The organism is Microbacterium sp. NPDC086615, from assembly GCF_040686055.1.
Lineage (GTDB): Bacteria > Actinomycetota > Actinomycetes > Actinomycetales > Microbacteriaceae > Microbacterium.
The window spans coordinates 24297-42869 of sequence record NZ_JBFBJJ010000010.1 but is presented as its reverse complement, the minus strand read 5'-3'; the positions used below and the strand labels follow the sequence as shown (position 1 = coordinate 42869).

Sequence of the window (18573 nt, the reverse complement as noted above, 5' to 3'; positions counted from 1 at the left end):
CTCCGGGGCGCGTGCAGCTGCGCGTGACGAACGACGGCGACTCCCCTGTCGTCGTGACGTCTGCGACGCTCACCTCCCCCGTCCTCGCGGAGGCGGGCGGCGGCGAGACGAAGCGACCTGTGCCGCTCTCCCCGGGCCGGACGGTGGACCTCCCGGTGGCGCTGCCCGCTCTGCGGTGCGTCACGGAAGATCCGTCCGTCCGGGCGGTACTGCGCCTCGAAGAAGACGGGGAAAGCCGTGACGCGACGCTGGACGTCACGGACGAGCTCGGAGTGCTCACTCGTCTGGCTGAGACCGAATGCGGCCAGGAGGCCGTGGCATCCGTCGCCCGGATCTCGGCCGCGTCGGCGGCAGTGGGTGAAGGCGGAACCATCGATCTCGAGGTCTCGATCGAGCCGACCGGCGATGCCGGGGCGGGGACCGCCGAACTCCGCGCCCTGCGAGGCACTCCCCTGCTGCGCTTCCCCGCCGGCACCGAGACGCCGCTGGACGTGACCGTGCGCCCGGACGACCCTCCCTCGACGGTGACGATCGCTCTGACGCCGCAGCGCTGCGATGCGCACGCGATCGCCGAAGACAAGGTCGGCACCCTGTTCGACCTCGTGGTCCGGGTCGAGGATCGCGACGTGGTCATCCCGCTCGAACGATCGCCGTCGGTCGCCGCCGCGATCCTGTCGGCCACAGCCGCCGTCTGCGGCCTCACCCCGTAGTCACGACATGCGAAAGGGCCCGGATCCTTTCGGATCCGAGCCCCTCGCGTGGTGTCAGGTCACTCGTTGAGCGAGCCGAACTCCGTGTTCAGCAGGGTGTACTTGTTGTCGGCACCGTACTGGTAGATGCCGATGTACGCCTCGGTCGGGTCACCGTTCGCGTCGAACGTGATCGGGCCGGAAACACCGTCGTAGTCGATGTCCTTGCCCTCGTTGATGAGCTTCAGGCAGTCGGCGAAGGTCGTGCACTTCTCGCCATCCTCGGAGACCGACTGCAGGTTGTCACGGATCGCCGTGCCCGAGTCGTCCTTGGCCTGTGCCGCAGCGAGAGCCGCGACGATGACCGCGTCGTAGGACTCCGGCGCGTAGCTGAAGTCGGTGAGGGCGGGGTCGACCTCCTTCAGGCGAGCCTGGAAGTCGGTGTCGGCCGGGTTGCCGGGGAGGGTTCCCTTGGCGCCCTGCAGAGTGCCCGCCGGGAACTCGTACGAATTCGACAGGTTGCCGTCGACGAAGTAGACCTTCGACGCCGGGTAGCCCTGGGTGCTGACGAGCTGCGGGATGATCGACGACGTCTCTTCGAAGGCGATGACCGCGACAGCGTCGGGCTTGGCCTGCAGCAGCTGGTCGACCTGCGAGGTGAAGACCGTGTCACCCGGGTTGTAGGGGACCGCGACCGAGACCTCGCCACCGGCGGCCTCGACGGCCTTGGTCGCGTTGTCCTTGAGGCCGATGCCGTAGGGGTCGTTGATGTAGATGATGCCGACGTTGGCGGCGCCGTCACCGGTCATCAGGTTGCCGAGCACGCGGCCCTGCAGCACGTCGGAGGGAGCGGTACGCCAGTAGTAGCCGTCGTCCGCGTAGGTCGTGAAGTCGGGCGACGTGTTGGCCGGCGAGATCTGGACGATGCCTGCGTTGACGAGCTGGTCGATGAAAGTGAACGAGACACCCGAGGATGCCGCACCGATGACCACGTCCGCACCGGCGTCGACGAGCTCGGTGGCGGACTGGGTCGCGATGTCGGTCGTGGTGTCACCCGAGTCGCGCTCGGTGAGCTCGACCTTGAAGGGGAACTCGGAGCCCGTGGCCTCGATGTCCTTGATCGCGAGCTTGACACCGGCGACCTCGGGCGGGCCGAGGAACGCGAGGTTACCCGTGGCGGGGAGGATGGTTCCGACGTGGAACGTGCCGTCGGCCGTGGACACGGCGCCGCCGCCGGAGGAGGCGCTGGGCGCCGCGGCGTCGTTGCCGCCGCCACCCGAACAACCGGCGAGGACGAGCGCACTGGCACCAACCAGGGCGATACCGCCCAGGACCTTGCCTGCGCGGCTACGCGTGAAGACGTTCATAGTGCTCCTTGCTGTGAATGAACGTTGGGCGACACAAGAGGTCGCCTGGTGACCCAAACCTAACCGGACGCACGTTTTCGTCGTGTTGCCGTTCGTTAACGATGTGCGTCGTCGCGGTCACAGCCCCATAACGACCCTGGCGCTCTCATCCGCGATGGCGTAGGCGCCTCGTGCGGTCGGGCCGGATAGCGCAGAAAGTGGCCGGTCAGACCGGTTCTGCGACGTCGGAGACCGAGCGACGGTGGCGACGCGACATCACGATCGAGTCCACGCTCAGCACGATGAGCGCGACCCAGACGAGACCGAAGCCGATCCACCGCTCGAGCGTCATCGGCTCCCCCAGCACCCACACGCCGATGGCGAACTGGATGATGGGTGCCACGAACTGCAGCAGGCCGATCACCGTGAGCGGGACGCGCCGGGCACCCGAGGCGAACAGCAGCAGGGGAATCGCGGTGACCGCTCCCGCGAGCAGCAGGAGGACGGTGTGCAGCGCGCCCGCCGTACCGAGCGTGATGCCGGTCAGGTTCGCGACGAACACCAGCTGGACCGCCGCGACCGGGAGGAGCCAGAGCGATTCGAGGGTCAGACCGCTCACGGCATCCACGGCCGGGCCGATCTGCTTCTTCACGAGCCCGTAGAAGCCGAACGAGAACGCGAGCGTCAGGGCGATCCACGGGAACGCCCCGTAACCGATGACGATCACCGCGACGGCGACGACCGCGAGGCCGATCGCGATCCACGGCACGAGCCGCAGGCGCTCGCGCAGCACGATGACGCCGAGCAGCACCGTCACGATCGGGTTGATGAAGTACCCGAGACTGGTCTCGATGACGTGGTTCGTCAGGGCGCCGTACAGGTACGTCTGCCAGTTGATGTAGATGAGCACGCCCGCGACAGCGGTGAGGCCCATCAGGCGGGGCTGCCGGACGATCGCGAGGAACGGCCGCCACGCGCGGAGGACGGTCAGCAGGATCAGGCAGAAGAGGAAGGCGAGGATGATCCGCCACGCGACGACCTCGAACGGGCCGGTGGGCTTGAGCTGCAGGAAGTAGATCGGCAGGACGCCCCAGAGCAGGTAGGCGCTTAGGGCGTACACGGCACCGCGGGTGCTCCCCCCGGTCGGGGCGGAAGGAGCGGCAGTCACCGACCCAGCCTACGCGTGCCGTCGTACACCGGACGGCCGAACGCCGTCCGTTGCCTGCCACGCGGAGTCGGGGAGGACGACGGTCGTCCCCGAGACGGAACTCGAGCTCCGGGTGCCACCGCCGCTGCCTCACCGTCCAGCGGGTGAACTGTTGCCGCGTGTGACACAGCGTTTCGTGATCGACGAAGACCTCTCGCTACCGTCCCCGAGGGGCTCGGCGCCTGACAGCCGGCCCCTCGCACAGCACGCGATCCACTGCCACGCACCATCCGAGCACCCGGAGAGTCCATGAGTTTCGCACGTACCGCCGCCGCCGTCCTGGCCGCCACCGCCCTCGCCGTCTCACTGACCGCGTGCGGCGCATCGTCGTCCCCGGCATCGACCGAGGCGTCCACCGACAAGACCGACATCAAGATCGGCTTCAACCCCGGCCCGTACAAGGAGATGTTCCAGGGTGGCATCCAGCCCATCCTCGAGTCCGAGGGCTACACGGTCGAGCCGGTCGACTTCACCGACGGCATCGTCGTCAATGTCGCGGTGAACACGGGCGAGATCGACGCGAACATCATGCAGCACCCCGTCTACCTCTCCTTCGTCAACGCGAAGGAAGGGATCGACAACGCCCCGCTCGTACAGATCCCGACGCCGCGCATGGGGCTGTTCGGCGGGAAGAAGAAGAGCCTCGCCGAGGTCGCGGACGGCTCGACCGTCACCGTGCCGAACTCGCCGTCGAACCTCTACCGCGGTCTGTTGATCCTTCGCGACGTGGGGTGGATCGACTTCGCCGACGTCGACGACCCCAACACCGCCGACCTGTCGATCATCACGTCGAACCCGAAGAACCTGAACATCACGCCGATCGACAACGCCCAGCAGGTTCCGGCCCTGCAGGACGTCGACTTCGCCACCATCCAGGGCAACTTCATCGTCTCGGGCGGCCTGAACTACGACGATGCCCTCGCGGTCGAGAACCAGCCGGTGCAGTTCTCCAACGTCGTCGCGGTCCGTTCGGTCGACGTCGACACTCCGTGGGCCCAGGCGATCAAGTCGGCCTACGAATCGCAGGAGTTCATCGACTACATCAAGGCGAACCCGCAGTACTCCGGCTACCAGCTCCCGGCCTGGTTCCAGTGAGCGGCACCGCGGGCGGAGGCGTCGTCTTCGACGCGGTGACCAAGAGCTACACCCGGAGGGCCGTCACCACGACGGCCCTCCGGGACGTCTCGCTCGAGGTCGCCCCGGGGACGATCTTCGGCGTCATCGGATACAGCGGCGCGGGGAAGTCCACCCTGATCCGCACCGTCAACGGACTCGAGAAGCCCACCTCGGGCCGGGTGCTGGTCGACGGCGTCGACATCTCGTCTCTGCGGGGGCGTGACCTGCGCGCGGCACAGAAGAACACCGGCATGATCTTCCAGCAGTTCAACCTGCTGGAGACCCTGTCGGCGCGCGACAACGTCGCGCTCCCCCTGCGCCTCGACGGAGTCTCCCCCGCCGAAGCCCGCCGACGCGCCGACGAGGTGCTCGCCTTCGTCGGGCTGGGCGGCAAAGCCGGAAACCACCCCGGCGACCTGTCGGGCGGGCAGAAGCAGCGCGTCGGCATCGCGCGCGCCCTCGCCCGCAACCCGAAGATCCTGCTGTCGGACGAGTCCACGAGCGCGCTCGACCCCTCCACGACCGCGCAGATCCTCGATCTCCTCCGCCGGATCAACCGCGAATACGGCACGACGATCCTCGTCGTCACGCATGAAATGGACGTCATCAAAGACCTCGCGCACGAGGTGGCCGTGATGGCCGAGGGAGAAGTCGTCGAGCACGGGAGCGTGCTCGACACCTTCATCCGTCCTCGCGCCGCCGCGACGCGCGATTTCGTGGACACCATCGTCCCGCGCGGGCTCCCGCGGCGCGTCGTTGAGCACCTGGGCGGCGACGGACTCTGGCGCATGCTGCTCCTGGATGCCGAGGTCGAGCAGCCTCTCATCACGGGCCTGATCCGCCATGTCGGCGTCGACGTCAACATGCTGCACGCCGACATGACGCAGATCCAGGATCACACCGTCGGGCAGCTGATCGTGAAGGTCACCGGCTCCCCGGAGAAGGTCCGCGAAGCGCACGGCTATCTCGCCGCGCGCGTGGTCGAGCTCGAGGAGGTGGCCGGATGAACGGCGACAAGTGGACGCTCGTCACCCCCGACATGTACTTCCGTGCCCTCGGCGAGACGCTGCAGATGCTGGGCGTCTCGCTCGTGCTCGGATCGATCCTGGGCGTCGTCCTCGGAGCGATCCTCGCGCTCACACGCCGAGGCGGGGTTCTCCAGAACACCGCCGTCAACGTGGTTCTCGCGACCGTCGTCAATCTCATCCGATCGCTGCCGTTCATCATCCTGCTCGTGGCGATCCTGCCGTTCACCCGGCTGCTGGTGGGCACGAGCATCGGCGTCTGGGCCGCGATCGTCCCTCTCACCGTGATGGTCGCGCCCTACATCGGACGCCTGGTCGAGAACTCTCTGCTCGAGGTTCCCGCGGGGGTCGTGGAGGCGGCGCGGTCGATGGGCGCCTCTCCGCTGCAGATCTTCTGGCGGTTCCTCCTCCCAGAGGCGCGCGGCTCCCTCATCCTCGCCATCACCATCGCCACCGTCGGCCTCATCGACGCCACCGCGATGGCGGGCGTCGTCGGCGCCGGCGGCATCGGCGACCTCGCGCTGTCGTACGGTTACGAGCGGTACGACGGATTCGCGATGGTGATCACCTGCGTGACCCTGATCGTGCTCGTCCAGGGCATCCAGGCGCTGGGCTCCGCGCTCGCTCGGCGCTACCGGCGGCGCTGACGGTGGTGGACTTCGAACCCGCAGCCCGGGTCGACGCCCTCCCTCCGAACTTCTGGGGGGCGATGGATGCCGAGAACGCCCGGATCGCGGCTCTCCCGGGGCCGCGGTTCATCGACGTGTCCAAGGGCAACCCCGATCTGCCGACGCCCGAGCGCATCGTCGAGGCGATGCAACGGTTCGTCGCCGATCCCGTCAACCACCGCTACCCGTCGTACGCAGCGCGCCCGTCGCTGCGGGAGGGCGTGGTGCAGCGGTACCGGGAGGACCACGGGCTCGATCTCGACCCCGACTCCCAGGTGGCGGTCTTCCACGGTTCGCACGAGGCGCTCATGGCTGCGGTGCTCGGACTCGCCGATCCCGGGTCGACGGTCGTGCTTCCCGACCCGGGCTATCCGATGTACACGTCGGCGGTGGACCTCGCTCAGGCGCGGGCGGCGACGCTCCCGCTCGTCGGGCCGGATCATCAGCCCGACTTCGCGGCGCTCGCGCACCTCGACCGTGCGCGCGTGCTGCTGCTGAACTACCCGAACAACCCGACCGGGGCGGTGGCGACCCCGGCGACATTCGAGGCGGCGATCGCCTTCGCCGACCGCGTGGGAGCCGCCTTCGTGCACGACTTCGCGTACTCGTCGCTGGGCTTCGAGGCGCGGCCGCTCTCGGCGCTGGAAGTCGACGGCGCCGACGGGCGCACCGTCGAGGTGCAGACGCTGTCGAAGACCTACAGTATGGCGGGATGGCGGGTCGGTTTCGCCGCCGGCAATGCCACGATCATCGCGGCCATGCGCCGCTACCAGGCCCACGCCTTCAGTACGATGTTCGGCGCGACGCAGGAGGCCGCGGCCGCGGCGCTGCGCGGCGATCAGTCGGCCGCCGCCGACCTGGTCGAGGTCTATCGTCGTCGGCGCGACCTCGTCGTCGCGGGTCTGCGCGCGATCGGGTGGGACGTCATCGAGCCGCGGGGGACGTTCTTCGTGTGGGTGCGCCTTCCCGCGCGCACCGACGCCGTCGCGTTCGCCCGCCGCCTGCGGGAAGAGGCCCGCGTCGCGGTGGCACCCGGCGACGGCTTCGGTCCGCGCGGACGCGGGCATGTGCGGCTCGGTCTCGTCGTCGACGACGCCACGCTGCACGAGCTCGTGGAGCGCCTCGCCTCGTTCTCGGCCGATCCGTCCGCGTAGAGCTTGCGCACGTCTTCCCGATGCAGGGGGTCGACAGGCCATACCCCGACAGCGCATCGCAGATCAGTGACGCGAAAAGCGCCGAGCGCCATCGTGTGACGGTGCTCGGAAACGACGAAGGTCCCGGATGCCGTGGCATCCGGGACCTTCAGACGATCTCGCTCGGGATCAGCGGACGACGACCGCCAGCACGTCGCGAGCCGAGAGCACGAGGTACTCCTCAGCGCCGAACTTGACCTCGGTGCCGCCGTACTTGCTGTAGAGCACGCGGTCGCCGACGGCGACGTCGAGGGGGACGCGGTTGCCGTTGTCGTCGATGCGGCCGGGGCCGACGGCGACGACTTCGCCCTCCTGCGGCTTCTCCTTGGCGGTGTCGGGGATGACGAGACCACTCGCGGTGGTCTGCTCAGCCTCGACCTGCTTGATGACGATGCGGTCCTCGAGCGGCTTGATGGAAACCGACACGGTCTACCTCTTCTTTCTCGTTACAGAAGACTTGTCAGCACTCACGCGGGGAGAGTGCTAATCCGAGTGTAGAGAAGCGCTGGCACTCACGCAACGCGAGTGCCAACACAATCGCACACCTAGGCTGAATCGGTGGATACCCGCGAGCTGACCGCCCTCCTCACGCCCGAAGGCCTGCGCCTGCTCGACGAGGTGGGCCGGATCGAGTCCACCGACGACGCGGCGCGGGCGGTGTCGCGACTGCGTGCCGCCGGCCACTCCCCCGACCTCGTGTCGGCGGTCGTCGGTCAGGCGCGGCTGAGGGCGCGCGCGACGACGAAGTTCGGACCCTTCGCCGAGCGGATGCTGTTCACCCGGGCGGGCCTCGAACAGGCCACGCGCCTGTCGATCGCCGCGCGCCACGCCGGTCGGTTCCGTGCCGCGGGGATCACCCGCGTCGCCGATCTGGGATGCGGCATCGGCGGGGACGCTCTCGGGATGGCGGGTCTCGGCATCCGGGTCCGGGCCGTCGACGCCGATGAGGTGACGGCCGCGATCGCCGCGTACAACCTCGCCCCCTTCGACGACGCCGTGACCGTCGCGCACGCGCGCGCCGAGGACGTCGACCTCGAGGGAACGGATGCCGTGTGGCTCGATCCCGCGCGACGGACCGCCGGGCATTCCGAGACGCGACGGGTGTCGTCGGCCGAGTGGTCCCCTTCACTCGATTGGGTTTTCGCGCTGGTGAAGGAACGGTCCGGCGGGGTCAAGCTCGGACCCGGGTTCGACCGGGCGCAGATCCCCGACGACCTCGAGGCACAGTGGATCAGCGCGGACGGCTCGACCATCGAGCTCGTCCTCTGGTCGGGAGCGCTCGCGCGCGAGAACGTGCGCCGCGCGGCGCTGGTCGTGCGCGGAGACGATGCGTGGGAGCTCACGGCTCCGGCCGACTCCCCCGACGTCGAGCCTCGCGAACTGGGAGCCTTCGTCCACGAACCCGACGGAGCGGTCATCCGCGCGCGGCTCATCGGCGAGGTCGCCCGCGCGCTCGAGGCGGGAATGCTCGCTCCCGGCATCGCCTACCTGACCTCGGACGCGCCGCTCACGAGCCCGTTCGTGTCATCGTTCCGCGTGCGCGAGCAGCTCCCGGCGGACCCGAAGAAGCTCGCGCAGGCGCTGCGGACGCGCGGCATCGGGACGCTCGAGATCAAGAAGCGCGGCGTCGACCTTGATCCCGCGGTGCTGCGCAAGAAGCTGTCCCTGCGCGGCGACGAGGCGGCGACGCTCATCCTCACGCGCATCGGCTCGAAGCGGCTGGCCCTCTTGGCCGATCGGGTCTGAGCCCGTCACGCGGCGAGCTGCGAGAAGCCCCAGACAAGCCACCCGGCGCTGAAGACCCCCGACACCAGCGACAGCACCAGCGCCCATGTCGCCGCGCGTCGACCATCGTGGGCGCGACGCAACGACATCGTCGCGACGATCGCGGCCACCGCGCTGAGCGGGAGCAGCCACCCCCAGAAGAACGACGACGCCAACGACGCGATCGCGAGCAGCAGGGCCCACGGGGCGAGCGAGGGCGGCGGCTTCGGTGTCGGGAGAACGTAGGGGATGACGTGGTCGCCGAAGGCCGCCATCTCGAGTTGCGCCGTGGCGAGGCGGCCCTCCTCCGCGCCCGAATCGACGGACTCGGCCTCGGCGGACTCGGTCACGACGGGTTCGGGGAGGACGGGCTGACCCTCGACCGCCTTGCGCGCGCGCCGGGTCGGCGGCGACGCCTCGCTCACGCGGGCGCTCCGGAGCGGGATGCCGAAGGCTCGGCATCCGAATCCTCCGCCACCTGGATCTCGGTGACGGGGAGCGTGGAGTCGGCGCCGAAGGCGAGGGTCGAGGGACGGCGGCCCGAGGCGATGAGCTCGGCGGCGAGGGCGGCGATCATCGCGCCGTTGTCGGTGCACAGCCGAAGGGGAGGGATCCGGACGGCCACGCCCGCGGCGGCGGCCCGTTCGAGGGCGACGTCGCGCAGGCGCTTGTTGGCGATCACACCGCCGCCGAGGAGCAGACGCGGCACGCCGTAGCGCTCGCAGGCGTCGAGGGCCTTGGTGACGAGCACGTCGACCACGGCTTCGCGGAACGAGGCTGCGACATCGGCGACCGGGACGGGCTCGCCCGCCGCCTCGTGCTGCTCGACCCACCGGGCGACGGCGGTCTTGAGGCCCGAGAACGAGAAGTCGTAGCGGTGGGATGCCATGTCGGAGGCGCGCGAGAGCCCGCGCGGGAAGCGGATGGCGGTCGGATCGCCGGAAGCCGCAGCGCGATCGATCTCGGGACCGCCGGGGTAGGGCAGCTTCAGCAGGCGCGCGACCTTGTCGAAAGCCTCGCCCGCGGCGTCGTCCATCGTCTCGCCGAGCAGTTCGACGTCGCTCGTGAGGTCGCGGACGAGGAGCAGCGACGTGTGCCCGCCGCTCACGAGGAGGGCGACCGTGGGGTACTCCAGCTCGCCGGCATCGGCGTCGAGGATGTCGGCGGCGATGTGACCGACGAGATGGTTGACGGCGTAGAGCGGCTTGTCGAGGGCCACCGCGAGACCCTTGGCCGCGCCGACACCGACCATCAGGGCCCCGGCGAGACCGGGGCCGCTCGTGACGGCGACGGCATCGAGGTCGGCGAGCGTCACTCCGGCTTCGGCGAGCGCCGCATCGATCGAGGGCTGCAGCGCCTCGAGGTGAGCGCGCGCCGCGACCTCGGGGACGACGCCGCCGTAGCGCGCGTGCTCGTCCATGCTCGACGCGATCGTGTTGCTCAGGAGCTGTCGACCTCGGACGATCCCGATGCCGGTCTCGTCGCAGCTGGTCTCGATGCCGAGTACGAGGGGGGCGTGCATCAGCACCAGCCCTTTCCGGTCGGAGCGGTGGGGGTACCGGTCCCTTCGACAGGCTCAGGGACCTCGGGGCGGGCAGGGACCTCGGGGCGGGCAGGGACCTCGGGGCGGGCAGGGACCTCGGGGCGGGCAGGGACCTCGGGGCGGGCAGGGACCTCGGGCCGGGCAGGGACCTCGGGCCGGGCAGGGACCTCGAGCCGGGCAGGGACCTCGGGCCGGGCAGAGGTCTCGGCGCGCCGCGCCGCCCAGCCGCGCAGGTCGAGCTGCATCACGATCGCGTCGACGTCGTCGGGCTGGTAGTACCGCGGGCGACGCCCCACCTCGACGAACCCCTCGGACGCGTACAACGTCTGCGCGACGGGGTTGTCGGCGCGGACCTCGAGGAACACGTCGTGCACTTCCCGACGCCCGGCCTCCTCGAGCAGGGCCGTGAGCAGCGCTCGCCCCCGCCCGCGACCGCGCGCGGCCTCGGAGATCGTGATGGTCTGGACGTCGGCATCCCGAGCCCCGCGCACTGCACGCAGCCCCGCGTACCCGATCACGCGGCCCGCTTCTTCGACGACGACGTACCATCCGTGGGGCGAGGCGAGCTCCTCGCGCATCATCGCCGCGCTCCAGGCGTCGGTCGGGAACGAGGCGTGCTCGAGCGCCATGATCGCGTCGAGGTCGTCGAGGGTGGCCGCGCGCGTCGTCATCCGCTCACCCGCTTCGGGGCGTGCGCGGCGACGACGTCGGGGCTGCGAAGGTAGAGCGGTTCGGGACCCGCGAGGGTGCGCCCGGCGTCGAGGGCTCGGGCTGCGGCGAGGGCGATCATCGCGGCCGACACGCTCGTCGCGTCGACGCGGGCCGCACCGAGCTCGGCCAGGCGGACATCGAGGTCGTCGCGCGGGCTGAGCGCGGCATCCGAGACGCGGACGGGAAGGCCGTCGTCGTCGATGCCGTCGTAGAGGCTGTAGGCGAACTCCCGTCGGCGTGCGTCGGTCACGACCGCGAAGCGCGGCGTCTCGACGTCGATCAGCGCGTCGGCGAGCAGGATCCCCAGCGCGATGCCGTCGTGGCTGGGCACGGGCACGACCGGGACACCGCGTCCCAGCGCGTACACCCGCGCGGTCGCGATCCCGACCCGCAGTCCCGTGAAGGGGCCCGGTCCCATCCCGATCGCCACGTGCGTCGGGGCCGGGGCCGCGGACGTCGCGCGCCGCAACAGATCACCGATGACCTCCGCGTGACCGAGGGGATTCGCGCTCTGTTCGTCCGCGAGCACTTCACCGTCGCGCGTGATCGCCGCGACGGCGGTGCCGAGCGAGGTGTCGATGCCGAGGATCACCGTTCCAGGGTATCCGCCGCAGGTCGTGGCATCCGATCGGGCCCCGTGTTCCGAAGAAGGATCATGGATGCCACCGAGCTCGGCCTGCGAAGGCTCGTCGTTCCCACCGCGGTGGGACCGATCGTCGTCCACGCGGGCCGAGCGTCGGGGAGCCCGGTCGCCACCGTGCTGCTGCACGGCGCAGCCGGATCGTGGCGGACGTGGATTCCGCTGATCGCGGCGTCGGACGAGATGCGGCGCCCCCTGTCGGACATCGTGGCGATCGATCTGCCCGGTTGGGGCGAGTCGGCCGGACCCGTTCCCGACGCGGGAGACCTCGCCGTGGCCATGGCGGCCGTCGCGCGCGCACTCGGGTACCCGCGCTGGCGCGTGGTCGGGCACTCGCTCGGGGCGGTGGTCGCGCTGGATGTCGCCGCGCGCTTCCCCGCGGCGACGGTCGCCGTCGGCGTGGTCTCGCCGAGCGGACGGGGGGCGCGGATCGTGGCACGGCACCCGGTCCGCGGCATCCTGACCCTGCCCGGGCTCAGCGGCATGATCCTGGCGATGCGCGTGCTCCGCGGCCTCGGGCCCCTGTCGCGACCGCTGCTCTCCCTGCTGGCGCGAACGGGCCTGCTGCGCGTGCTGGCGCGGCCGCTGTTCCGGCATCCCACGCGCGTCAACCGTGCGGTGAGCGACGCCCTCGCGTCCGACATCCGCCCCGCCTCGTTCCTCGCCGCCGCTCGCGGGGGGCGCACTCACGACGACGCCGTCTGGAGACGTGTCGCGTGCCCGGTCCGCGTGGTGAGAGGGCGCCACGACGTGTTCGTCGCGGCGCGCGATGGTCAGCGATGGCGGCGGCTGATCCGCGATCTCGACGAGGTCGTCCTCGACGACAGCGGTCATTTCGCACACGTCGAGCAGCCGGTCCTCACGCTGCTGGCGCTCCGCGAGGTCTGGGTCGCCGACCGTGTGCCGGCGCCGGTCAGGCGGTCGGCAACCGCAGCGTGACGACGGTCCCCGCGCCCTCGCGCGAGCGGAGCTCCACGCCCCCGCCGTGGCGGTGCAGGATCGTCCGCACCAGCGAGAGACCGATCCCCGAACCGGGCACGTCGCGGGCGTTCGCCGCGCGCGCGAGGTCGTCGAAGACGAGCCCCTGGGCGTCGGCCGGAACACCGCGTCCGGTGTCGGCGACCTCGATGACGGCGCCTCCGGCGTCCTCGCGCAGGCGGACCTCGATGGGTCCGGATGCCGAGAACTTGACCGCGTTGGCGAGGACGTTGTCGAGCGCCAGAGCGAGCAGATCGGGGTCTCCCGGCAGCACGGGAACCGACCACGGCACCCGCTCGGCGATGACGCTGATGCGTCCGCGCGCCTCGGGGCGCTGCTGTTCGATCGCGTGCACCGCGTCGCGAGCGAGCGCCTCGAGGTCGACCGGCTCGGTCTCGAGCGGTCGCGTCTCGATCTCGGAGAGCTTGCGGAGGTCGCCGACGAGGGCTGCGAGCCGCCGCGCCTGCGCGTCGATGACCTCGACGTGCGCGGGGGCGGCCGCGGGATCGACTCCCGCCAGAGTCGCCCGGATCGCCGTGATCGGGTTCTTCAGCTCGTGATCCAGCCGCGCGAGGAAGCGTCGATGCGCATCGCGCTCTTCATCGCGCCCCGCGCGGTATCCCTCGTCCCGCGCGATGGCGCGCGCTGCTTCTGCCCGGCCTCGCCGCGCCACGCCGATCACGATGACCGCAGCGACGATCGCGAGACCCGCGCCGACGTACACCACGACGAGGGGCAGGGCCGTGCTCACCGTCAGCGCTCTGCGCTCCCCGGCGACGAACAGCACCAGCGCCGCGATCGCCGCGAGAGACACGGGCAGCGCAATCGCGAGCGCCGCCGTCCGCCGGCTCACGCGGCACCGACCGGGTGCACGAAGCGGTATCCCGCGCTCTGCACGGTCTCGATGTAGCGGGGCGCACCGGGGTCGTCCCCGAGCACGCGCCGCAGCTCCGCGATGCGGTGATCGATCGCGCGGGTCGAGGTGACGAAATCGAAGCCCCACAGCGCCGTCAAGAGCCGATCGCGCGTGTGCACCTCCCCGGGATGGGCCATGAGGTAGTCCAGGAGCATCACGGCCTTGGGCGTCAGGGTCACCTCGGCGCCGTCGCGCCAGACGCGGCGAGCGGACCGGTCGAGCTCGAGGGATCCCGCCCGCAGTCGCGGTGCCGCGCTCAGCGGACGCTCACCCGGCACGCTGCGCCGCAGCACCGCCCGGACGCGCGAGAGCAGCTCCTGCGGGTCGAACGGTTTGTTCAGGTAGTCGTCGGCACCCTCGTCGAGGGCGGCGCTGCGCTCGTACGACTCGCCCACCTGGGTCAGCAGGATGATGGGCAACCACCGCCCCTCAGCACGCACGCGCCGGACGAACTCGCGCCCGTCGATGCGCGGCATGATGACGTCGCACACGGCGAGCGCGATATCTCCGGTAGGCAGCACATCGAGCGCCTCCTGCCCGTCCGCGGCGACGACGATGCGATAGCCGCTGCGTTCGAGGAAGGCGCCGAGGCCGGCGCGGATCGTCTCGTCGTCGTCGACGAGCAGGATGCCGGGACGTTCGTCGCTCACGACGACACCCACGTGGCGAACACGGGGACGCCGACCGCGACGGCGATCAAGAGCCCCACGCCGATGATCGTCGCGGCGAGCGCGAGGTAACCCAGCACGAGACCGACGATCGCGAGCGTCGCGCCGCGGTCGCCGGTGCGACGGATCTGTCCGAGGGCGATGTGCCCGAAGATCACCGGCAGGATGCCGAATCCGCACAGGCCCAGGACGAGGGAGGCGATCGCGAGACCGTTCGTCCGCGGCGCTGCCGGCGCCCACGCGGGGACCGGCGCGCTCATCGCTCGTCCCGCACGGAGGTCGTCGCCACGCCCGTGTCGTCGAGGCGCGGCGCGCTCCCCCGCCAGAGGATCGTGTTCACGTCACCGCTGACGACGAGATCGCCCACCTGCTGGGCGTACACGACGATGCCGTCGCCACTCACGGTGAGCGTCGAGACGTCGTCGAGCACGACCACCGTCGCGAATCCCGACACGGTCACGTCGTCGCACGCTCCCTCGACCCGGACGACCTTGCCGTCGTCGGCGATGACGAGACCGGGGGTGCAGGCGACGGTGGTGCCCGCGAGCGAGATCGCCTCGTCGCGGGTACGGAGGTTCGACGGCGCCTCGGGCGCGTCGGAGGCGGGCGGCGCGATCACCTCGGGCCGCGGATCGTCCGTGGCCATTTCGAGAGTCGAGGCGTCGGTGGGCGAGGCGACGGGGCCGGCGGCATCCTTGTCCGTGATGCTCACGGCGCAGCCGGTGAGAGCGGTCAGGGCGAGGCCCAAGGCCAGGGCGGATGTTGTGATTCTGCGCATGTCAGCCTCCGAGAGTGGGGACGAGGATCTCGACCCGGCGGTTGAGTTGGCGACCGGCGGGGTTGTCGACCCCGCCGATCTCGTTCGCGGCGACGGGCCGGGATTCTCCGTACCCTTCCGCCGTCCAGCTGGTGGGCGTTCCCCGTTGGCGGAACGCCTCGACGACGGCCTGCGCCCGGCGCTCCGACAGCACCTGATTCTCGGCGTCGGTGCCGATGGCATCCGTGTGTCCCGAAACCGTCGCCGCCGGGACGGCCGCTCGGGTGAGGACGGTCGCGAGCGCGTCGAGTACGGATGCCGCGTCGGGACGGATCTCCGCCGAATCGAAGTCGAAAAGCACCGCGTCGGACAGGGTCAGGGTGGTGCCGCAGCTGGCCACCGGCGCGAGCGCCGTGAGAGGCGGGAACACGCCCAGCTTCGGGACGGGCGGCAGCGGGTCGACCGCAACCGCCATCCCGTCGACCGTGCCCGTGCCGTCGCCGAAGTTCTGGATCTCCACGACGCCGTCGCGGTACGACCCGGAACCGTCGCCGGAGTTCTGGATCTCGACCGCTCCGGCGCGGTAGGTCCCCGAACCGTCGCCGAAGTTCTGGATGCTCTCGTCGCCGCGGGTGCTCGTGCCCGACCCGTCGCCGAAGATCTGCACGTCGCGGGTCGCGTCGCGATACGTTCCCGAGCCGTCCCCGAAGTTCTGGATCGCCACGTCACCCGAGGTGTACGACCCCGAACCGTCGCCGAAGTTCTGGATCTCGACGCCCCCGATGGTCGTGGCGCCCGACCCGTCGCCGAAGTTGCGCACGGTTCCGTCGGCCGCGGTGTAGGCGCCAGAGCCGTCGCCGTACAGCACCGCCGTGCCGGCTCCCGCGCTCACGCTCTGCCCGGCGTCGCACGGCGCGGAACCGACCGTCACGCCGGGCAGCGACGCGAGCGACGACGACGCCTCGATCGTGAAGGCCGAGGCCGAGTCGTCCAGCAACGCCAGGTCGGGCAGGGTGAACAGGGGCACCGGTGGGAACTCGCCCACGTCGTATCCGGCGACCCGGGCGACGTCCGGCTCGGGCGTCGGTGTCCCCGCATCGATCGACGGCGAAGGGGCGGAGACGGATGCCACCGGCTCCGCGCTGCACCCGACGAGAGCCAGCGCGGCGAGAGCGGCGGAAACGCCGAGGGCCCGCCGGGCCGAGAGAGAGCGGGGGGATGGACTCATGGCATCCACCGTATTGACCCGGTGTCGCAGGCGTATCGCCGAGGTGTCGCGGTTTCGCGACAACCTTCGCGCCGCCGGCTCACGGGCGGCGCGAGATCGTCACCGTCCGCGGAGCGTCCGCGTCGAGGTCGAGCGTGTGCGGCGCGATCTCGCCGCAGGCGTTGTCGACACCGCGACCGCCCACCTCGCGGTCGATCTCGATCTCCCACCAGGAGTCGGCGAGGTGCTCGGCGACGCCGCGTCCCCACTCGACGATCACCGCGGACCCCGCCACGTCGATGTCGAGGTCGTCGAGTTCGACCGCGGCTCCCAGGCGATACGCGTCGACGTGAACGAGAGGCGTCCCCCCGACCAGCGAGGGGTGCGTGCGCGCGATCACGAAGGTCGGGCTCTGGACGGGACCCCGGATGCCGAGCCCCTCGCCGATCCCCCGGGTCAGGGTCGTCTTCCCGGCGCCGAGCGGTCCGGTCAGCACGACGACATCGCCCGGCTCCAGCGCGCGACCGAGGGCGCGGCCGAGCTCCTCCATGTCGCCCGGACCGTCGATCCGCCGTTCCCCGAGCAGGTCGTCGGGCACGCTCATGCGCCGACCTCCCTGCGCGGCACCCGGGCGCCGATGCGCGTGACGATCTCGTAATCGATCGTGTCGGCGGCGTCGGCCCAGTCGCGAGCCGCCGGGACGCCCAGCGTCGGGTCGCCGAACAGCACGACCTCGTCGCCGACCGACACCGGGTGGTCGCCGACGTCGACGACGAACTGGTCCATCGCGATGCGTCCGGCGACCGTGAAGCGGCGCCCTCCGATCACGACGGGACCTCGGTCCGAAGCCTGTCGGGGCACACCGTCCGCATACCCGAGGGGCACGAGCGCGAGGGTCGTGTCGCGCTCCGTGCGGTAGGCGTAGCCGTACGACACCCCTGTCCCCGCTGGAACGCGGCGAACGGCCGACACCGCTCCGCGCAGGGTCATGGCCGGGCGCAGGCCCAGATCCGCCGACGTGCGGTCGTGGAACGGCGAGATGCCGTAGATGCCGATGCCGATGCGCACGGCGTTCAGACGCGTCTGCGGGAGCGCGATGGCGGCGTGCGTCGCGGCGATGTGCCGGAGCGGCGGATGCAGACCCGCGGATGCCGCGAGAACGACGCCCTCCTCGAAGCGAGCGAGCGCGGCGAGATCGTCCGCCTCGCTCGTGTTCGACAGGTGCGAGAACAGCCCGACCACGCGCAGCCGTCCGATGCGCTCGAGGCGCGCAGCCTCGGCGAAAACGGTTCGCCAGTCGGCGGGCGCGACGCCGTTACGCGAGAGGCCCGTCTCGATCTTGAGGTGCACCGCCGCGGGGCGGTCGCCCTGAGCCGACTCGGCCGCACGCAGCAACTGGTCGATGTCGGAGATCCCGAGCTCGATGTCGTGGCGCACCGCCTCGACGAACGACGCCCCCGGCGCGTGCAGCCACGCGAACAGCGGCGCGTGGATCCCGGACCGGCGCAGAGCGAGAGCCTCGTCGATGTCGGACACACCGATCCGCGTCGCTCCTCCGCGCAGGGCAGCCGCCGCCGCGCGGTGCGCCCCGTGCCCGTACCCCTCGGCTTTGACGACCGCGATGACCTCGACCCCGGTGAGACGTCGGAGGTGTCGGACGTTCTCCGCGATCGCGTCCACGTCGATGAGGGCTTCGCGGAGCACTCCCGGTGCCATTCTCATGCGGTGTCTCCTGGAGGGGTCTGCGTTCCGGCTTCGGCGATCACGTAGGCGGTGGCGAGCCCCGCGTCGTGCGACATCGAGAGGTGCAGCGCGGTGATCCCCCGCGCGGCGACGGTGCGCGCGGTCTCGCCGCGCAGGGCGAAGACCGGACGACCCGAAGGCTCGGACGCCACCTCGATGTCGGTCCAGTGCACGCCGTCCGACCCGCCGAGCGCCTTGATGAGCGCTTCCTTCGCCGCGTAGCGCGCGGCCAGCGAGCGGGGCTTGAGCAGGCGTTCCGCCGGACCGAACAGGCGGAGCAGCAGCCGCGGAGTCCGCGCGAGGTGCTCCTCGAAGCGCGGCACGTCGACCAGGTCGACGCCGATTCCGACGATCATGCGTCCTCCCCTCCTGGCATCCTGTCCATTCTGCCCGGTGACGCGG

22 protein-coding genes are annotated in these 18573 nt (G+C 70.9%); 7 read left to right on the top strand and 15 right to left on the bottom strand.

Going from position 1 to position 18573, the window contains the following annotated elements; translation table 11 throughout:
* Positions 1 to 23 precede the first annotated feature (23 nt).
* Complete coding sequence (locus AB0O24_RS11365) at positions 24 to 710, top strand: hypothetical protein (protein ID WP_363374945.1); 687 nt, start codon at positions 24 to 26, stop codon at positions 708 to 710.
* 59 nt (positions 711 to 769) lie between these two features.
* Here AB0O24_RS11365 and AB0O24_RS11360 read toward each other — a convergent pair whose 3' ends face one another.
* Both AB0O24_RS11360 and rarD read right to left on the bottom strand, forming a co-directional pair.
* Positions 770 to 2056, bottom strand: coding sequence for an ABC transporter substrate-binding protein (locus AB0O24_RS11360; protein ID WP_275799012.1), 1287 nt, complete (start codon positions 2054 to 2056; stop codon positions 770 to 772).
* 205 nt (positions 2057 to 2261) lie between these two features.
* Positions 2262 to 3203, bottom strand: coding sequence for an EamA family transporter RarD (gene rarD, locus AB0O24_RS11355; RefSeq protein WP_275799010.1), 942 nt, complete (start codon positions 3201 to 3203; stop codon positions 2262 to 2264).
* A 288-nt stretch (positions 3204 to 3491) separates the two neighbouring features.
* Here rarD and AB0O24_RS11350 point away from each other — a divergent pair, with 288 nt between their 5' ends.
* The 4 genes from AB0O24_RS11350 to AB0O24_RS11335 are packed head-to-tail and all read left to right on the top strand — an operon-like array spanning position 3492 to position 7205.
* On the top strand, positions 3492 to 4337 hold the full coding sequence (locus AB0O24_RS11350; protein WP_363374941.1) for a MetQ/NlpA family ABC transporter substrate-binding protein: 846 nt from the start codon (positions 3492 to 3494) through the stop codon (positions 4335 to 4337).
* The gene (locus AB0O24_RS11345; RefSeq protein WP_363374938.1) at positions 4334 to 5365 is read left to right on the top strand and encodes an ATP-binding cassette domain-containing protein; all 1032 of its coding nucleotides are present in this window, start codon (positions 4334 to 4336) and stop codon (positions 5363 to 5365) included. Before AB0O24_RS11350 ends, AB0O24_RS11345 begins: the two co-directional genes overlap by 4 nt.
* Positions 5362 to 6030 (top strand): methionine ABC transporter permease, encoded by a 669-nt coding sequence (locus AB0O24_RS11340; RefSeq protein ID WP_363374935.1) that lies wholly within the window; start codon positions 5362 to 5364, stop codon positions 6028 to 6030. Before AB0O24_RS11345 ends, AB0O24_RS11340 begins: the two co-directional genes overlap by 4 nt.
* Positions 6031 to 6032: 2 nt before the next feature.
* Positions 6033 to 7205, top strand: a complete 1173-nt coding sequence (locus AB0O24_RS11335; RefSeq protein ID WP_307382665.1) for an aminotransferase class I/II-fold pyridoxal phosphate-dependent enzyme — start codon at positions 6033 to 6035, stop codon at positions 7203 to 7205.
* 168 nt (positions 7206 to 7373) lie between these two features.
* Here the strand turns inward: AB0O24_RS11335 and groES are convergent, their stop codons facing one another.
* The gene (gene groES / locus AB0O24_RS11330) at positions 7374 to 7670 is read right to left on the bottom strand and encodes a co-chaperone GroES (RefSeq protein WP_013583903.1); all 297 of its coding nucleotides are present in this window, start codon (positions 7668 to 7670) and stop codon (positions 7374 to 7376) included.
* A 132-nt stretch (positions 7671 to 7802) separates the two neighbouring features.
* Here groES and AB0O24_RS11325 point away from each other — a divergent pair, with 132 nt between their 5' ends.
* Positions 7803 to 8990 carry a class I SAM-dependent methyltransferase gene (locus AB0O24_RS11325; protein WP_275797373.1) on the top strand — a complete coding sequence of 396 codons (1188 nt, stop codon included), beginning with the start codon at positions 7803 to 7805 and terminating at the stop codon, positions 8988 to 8990.
* Positions 8991 to 8995: 5 nt separating this feature from the next.
* Here the strand turns inward: AB0O24_RS11325 and AB0O24_RS11320 are convergent, their stop codons facing one another.
* The 4 genes from AB0O24_RS11320 to tsaB are packed head-to-tail and all read right to left on the bottom strand — an operon-like array spanning position 8996 to position 11854.
* Complete coding sequence (locus AB0O24_RS11320) at positions 8996 to 9433, bottom strand: hypothetical protein (protein ID WP_275797371.1); 438 nt, start codon at positions 9431 to 9433, stop codon at positions 8996 to 8998.
* The gene (tsaD, locus tag AB0O24_RS11315; protein WP_363374931.1) at positions 9430 to 10530 is read right to left on the bottom strand and encodes a tRNA (adenosine(37)-N6)-threonylcarbamoyltransferase complex transferase subunit TsaD; all 1101 of its coding nucleotides are present in this window, start codon (positions 10528 to 10530) and stop codon (positions 9430 to 9432) included. The genes AB0O24_RS11320 and tsaD overlap by 4 nt, the downstream gene beginning before the upstream one ends.
* On the bottom strand, positions 10530 to 11222 hold the full coding sequence (gene rimI / locus AB0O24_RS11310; RefSeq protein WP_363374929.1) for a ribosomal protein S18-alanine N-acetyltransferase: 693 nt from the start codon (positions 11220 to 11222) through the stop codon (positions 10530 to 10532). Before rimI ends, tsaD begins: the two co-directional genes overlap by 1 nt.
* Entirely contained in the window at positions 11219 to 11854 is a 636-nt protein-coding gene (tsaB, locus tag AB0O24_RS11305; RefSeq protein WP_363374927.1) for a tRNA (adenosine(37)-N6)-threonylcarbamoyltransferase complex dimerization subunit type 1 TsaB, read from the bottom strand. The genes rimI and tsaB overlap by 4 nt, the downstream gene beginning before the upstream one ends.
* A 63-nt stretch (positions 11855 to 11917) precedes the next feature.
* Here tsaB and AB0O24_RS11300 point away from each other — a divergent pair, with 63 nt between their 5' ends.
* Positions 11918 to 12841, top strand: a complete 924-nt coding sequence (locus AB0O24_RS11300; RefSeq protein ID WP_363374924.1) for an alpha/beta hydrolase — start codon at positions 11918 to 11920, stop codon at positions 12839 to 12841.
* Here the strand turns inward: AB0O24_RS11300 and AB0O24_RS11295 are convergent.
* The 8 genes from AB0O24_RS11295 to AB0O24_RS11260 form a co-directional block, all read right to left on the bottom strand.
* Entirely contained in the window at positions 12816 to 13733 is a 918-nt protein-coding gene (locus AB0O24_RS11295) for a HAMP domain-containing sensor histidine kinase (RefSeq protein ID WP_363374922.1), read from the bottom strand. The two genes, AB0O24_RS11300 and AB0O24_RS11295, sit on opposite strands and share 26 nt — an antisense overlap.
* Positions 13730 to 14446, bottom strand: a complete 717-nt coding sequence (locus AB0O24_RS11290) for a response regulator transcription factor (protein WP_363374919.1) — start codon at positions 14444 to 14446, stop codon at positions 13730 to 13732. The genes AB0O24_RS11295 and AB0O24_RS11290 overlap by 4 nt, the downstream gene beginning before the upstream one ends.
* Positions 14443 to 14724, bottom strand: a complete 282-nt coding sequence (locus AB0O24_RS11285) for a DUF4190 domain-containing protein (protein ID WP_363374916.1) — start codon at positions 14722 to 14724, stop codon at positions 14443 to 14445. Before AB0O24_RS11285 ends, AB0O24_RS11290 begins: the two co-directional genes overlap by 4 nt.
* The gene (locus AB0O24_RS11280) at positions 14721 to 15242 is read right to left on the bottom strand and encodes a DUF3060 domain-containing protein (protein ID WP_363374914.1); all 522 of its coding nucleotides are present in this window, start codon (positions 15240 to 15242) and stop codon (positions 14721 to 14723) included. Before AB0O24_RS11280 ends, AB0O24_RS11285 begins: the two co-directional genes overlap by 4 nt.
* 1 nt (position 15243) lies before the next feature.
* Positions 15244 to 16449 carry an OmpA family protein gene (locus tag AB0O24_RS11275; RefSeq protein ID WP_363374911.1) on the bottom strand — a complete coding sequence of 402 codons (1206 nt, stop codon included), beginning with the start codon at positions 16447 to 16449 and terminating at the stop codon, positions 15244 to 15246.
* Positions 16450 to 16528: 79 nt separating this feature from the next.
* Entirely contained in the window at positions 16529 to 17032 is a 504-nt protein-coding gene (tsaE, locus tag AB0O24_RS11270; RefSeq protein WP_363374908.1) for a tRNA (adenosine(37)-N6)-threonylcarbamoyltransferase complex ATPase subunit type 1 TsaE, read from the bottom strand.
* Positions 17029 to 18150, bottom strand: a complete 1122-nt coding sequence (alr, locus tag AB0O24_RS11265) for an alanine racemase (RefSeq protein ID WP_363374905.1) — start codon at positions 18148 to 18150, stop codon at positions 17029 to 17031. Before alr ends, tsaE begins: the two co-directional genes overlap by 4 nt.
* The gene (locus tag AB0O24_RS11260; RefSeq protein WP_363375119.1) at positions 18147 to 18527 is read right to left on the bottom strand and encodes a holo-ACP synthase; all 381 of its coding nucleotides are present in this window, start codon (positions 18525 to 18527) and stop codon (positions 18147 to 18149) included. The genes alr and AB0O24_RS11260 overlap by 4 nt, the downstream gene beginning before the upstream one ends.
* Positions 18528 to 18573: the final 46 nt, after the last annotated feature.

Coding starts and splice junctions, on each gene's coding strand:
- AB0O24_RS11275 (WP_363374911.1), bottom strand. CDS start 16,449: ATGAGTCCATCCCCCCGCTCTCTCTCGGCCCGGCGGGCCCTCGGCGTT.
- AB0O24_RS11285 (WP_363374916.1), bottom strand. CDS start 14,724: ATGAGCGCGCCGGTCCCCGCGTGGGCGCCGGCAGCGCCGCGGACGAAC.
- AB0O24_RS11340 (WP_363374935.1), top strand. CDS start 5,362: ATGAACGGCGACAAGTGGACGCTCGTCACCCCCGACATGTACTTCCGT.
- tsaD (WP_363374931.1), bottom strand. CDS start 10,530: ATGCACGCCCCCCTCGTACTCGGCATCGAGACCAGCTGCGACGAGACC.
- AB0O24_RS11350 (WP_363374941.1), top strand. CDS start 3,492: ATGAGTTTCGCACGTACCGCCGCCGCCGTCCTGGCCGCCACCGCCCTC.
- AB0O24_RS11300 (WP_363374924.1), top strand. CDS start 11,918: ATGGATGCCACCGAGCTCGGCCTGCGAAGGCTCGTCGTTCCCACCGCG.
- AB0O24_RS11280 (WP_363374914.1), bottom strand. CDS start 15,242: ATGCGCAGAATCACAACATCCGCCCTGGCCTTGGGCCTCGCCCTGACC.
- tsaE (WP_363374908.1), bottom strand. CDS start 17,032: ATGAGCGTGCCCGACGACCTGCTCGGGGAACGGCGGATCGACGGTCCG.
- rimI (WP_363374929.1), bottom strand. CDS start 11,222: ATGACGACGCGCGCGGCCACCCTCGACGACCTCGACGCGATCATGGCG.
- AB0O24_RS11260 (WP_363375119.1), bottom strand. CDS start 18,527: ATGATCGTCGGAATCGGCGTCGACCTGGTCGACGTGCCGCGCTTCGAG.
- AB0O24_RS11360 (WP_275799012.1), bottom strand. CDS start 2,056: ATGAACGTCTTCACGCGTAGCCGCGCAGGCAAGGTCCTGGGCGGTATC.
- alr (WP_363374905.1), bottom strand. CDS start 18,150: ATGAGAATGGCACCGGGAGTGCTCCGCGAAGCCCTCATCGACGTGGAC.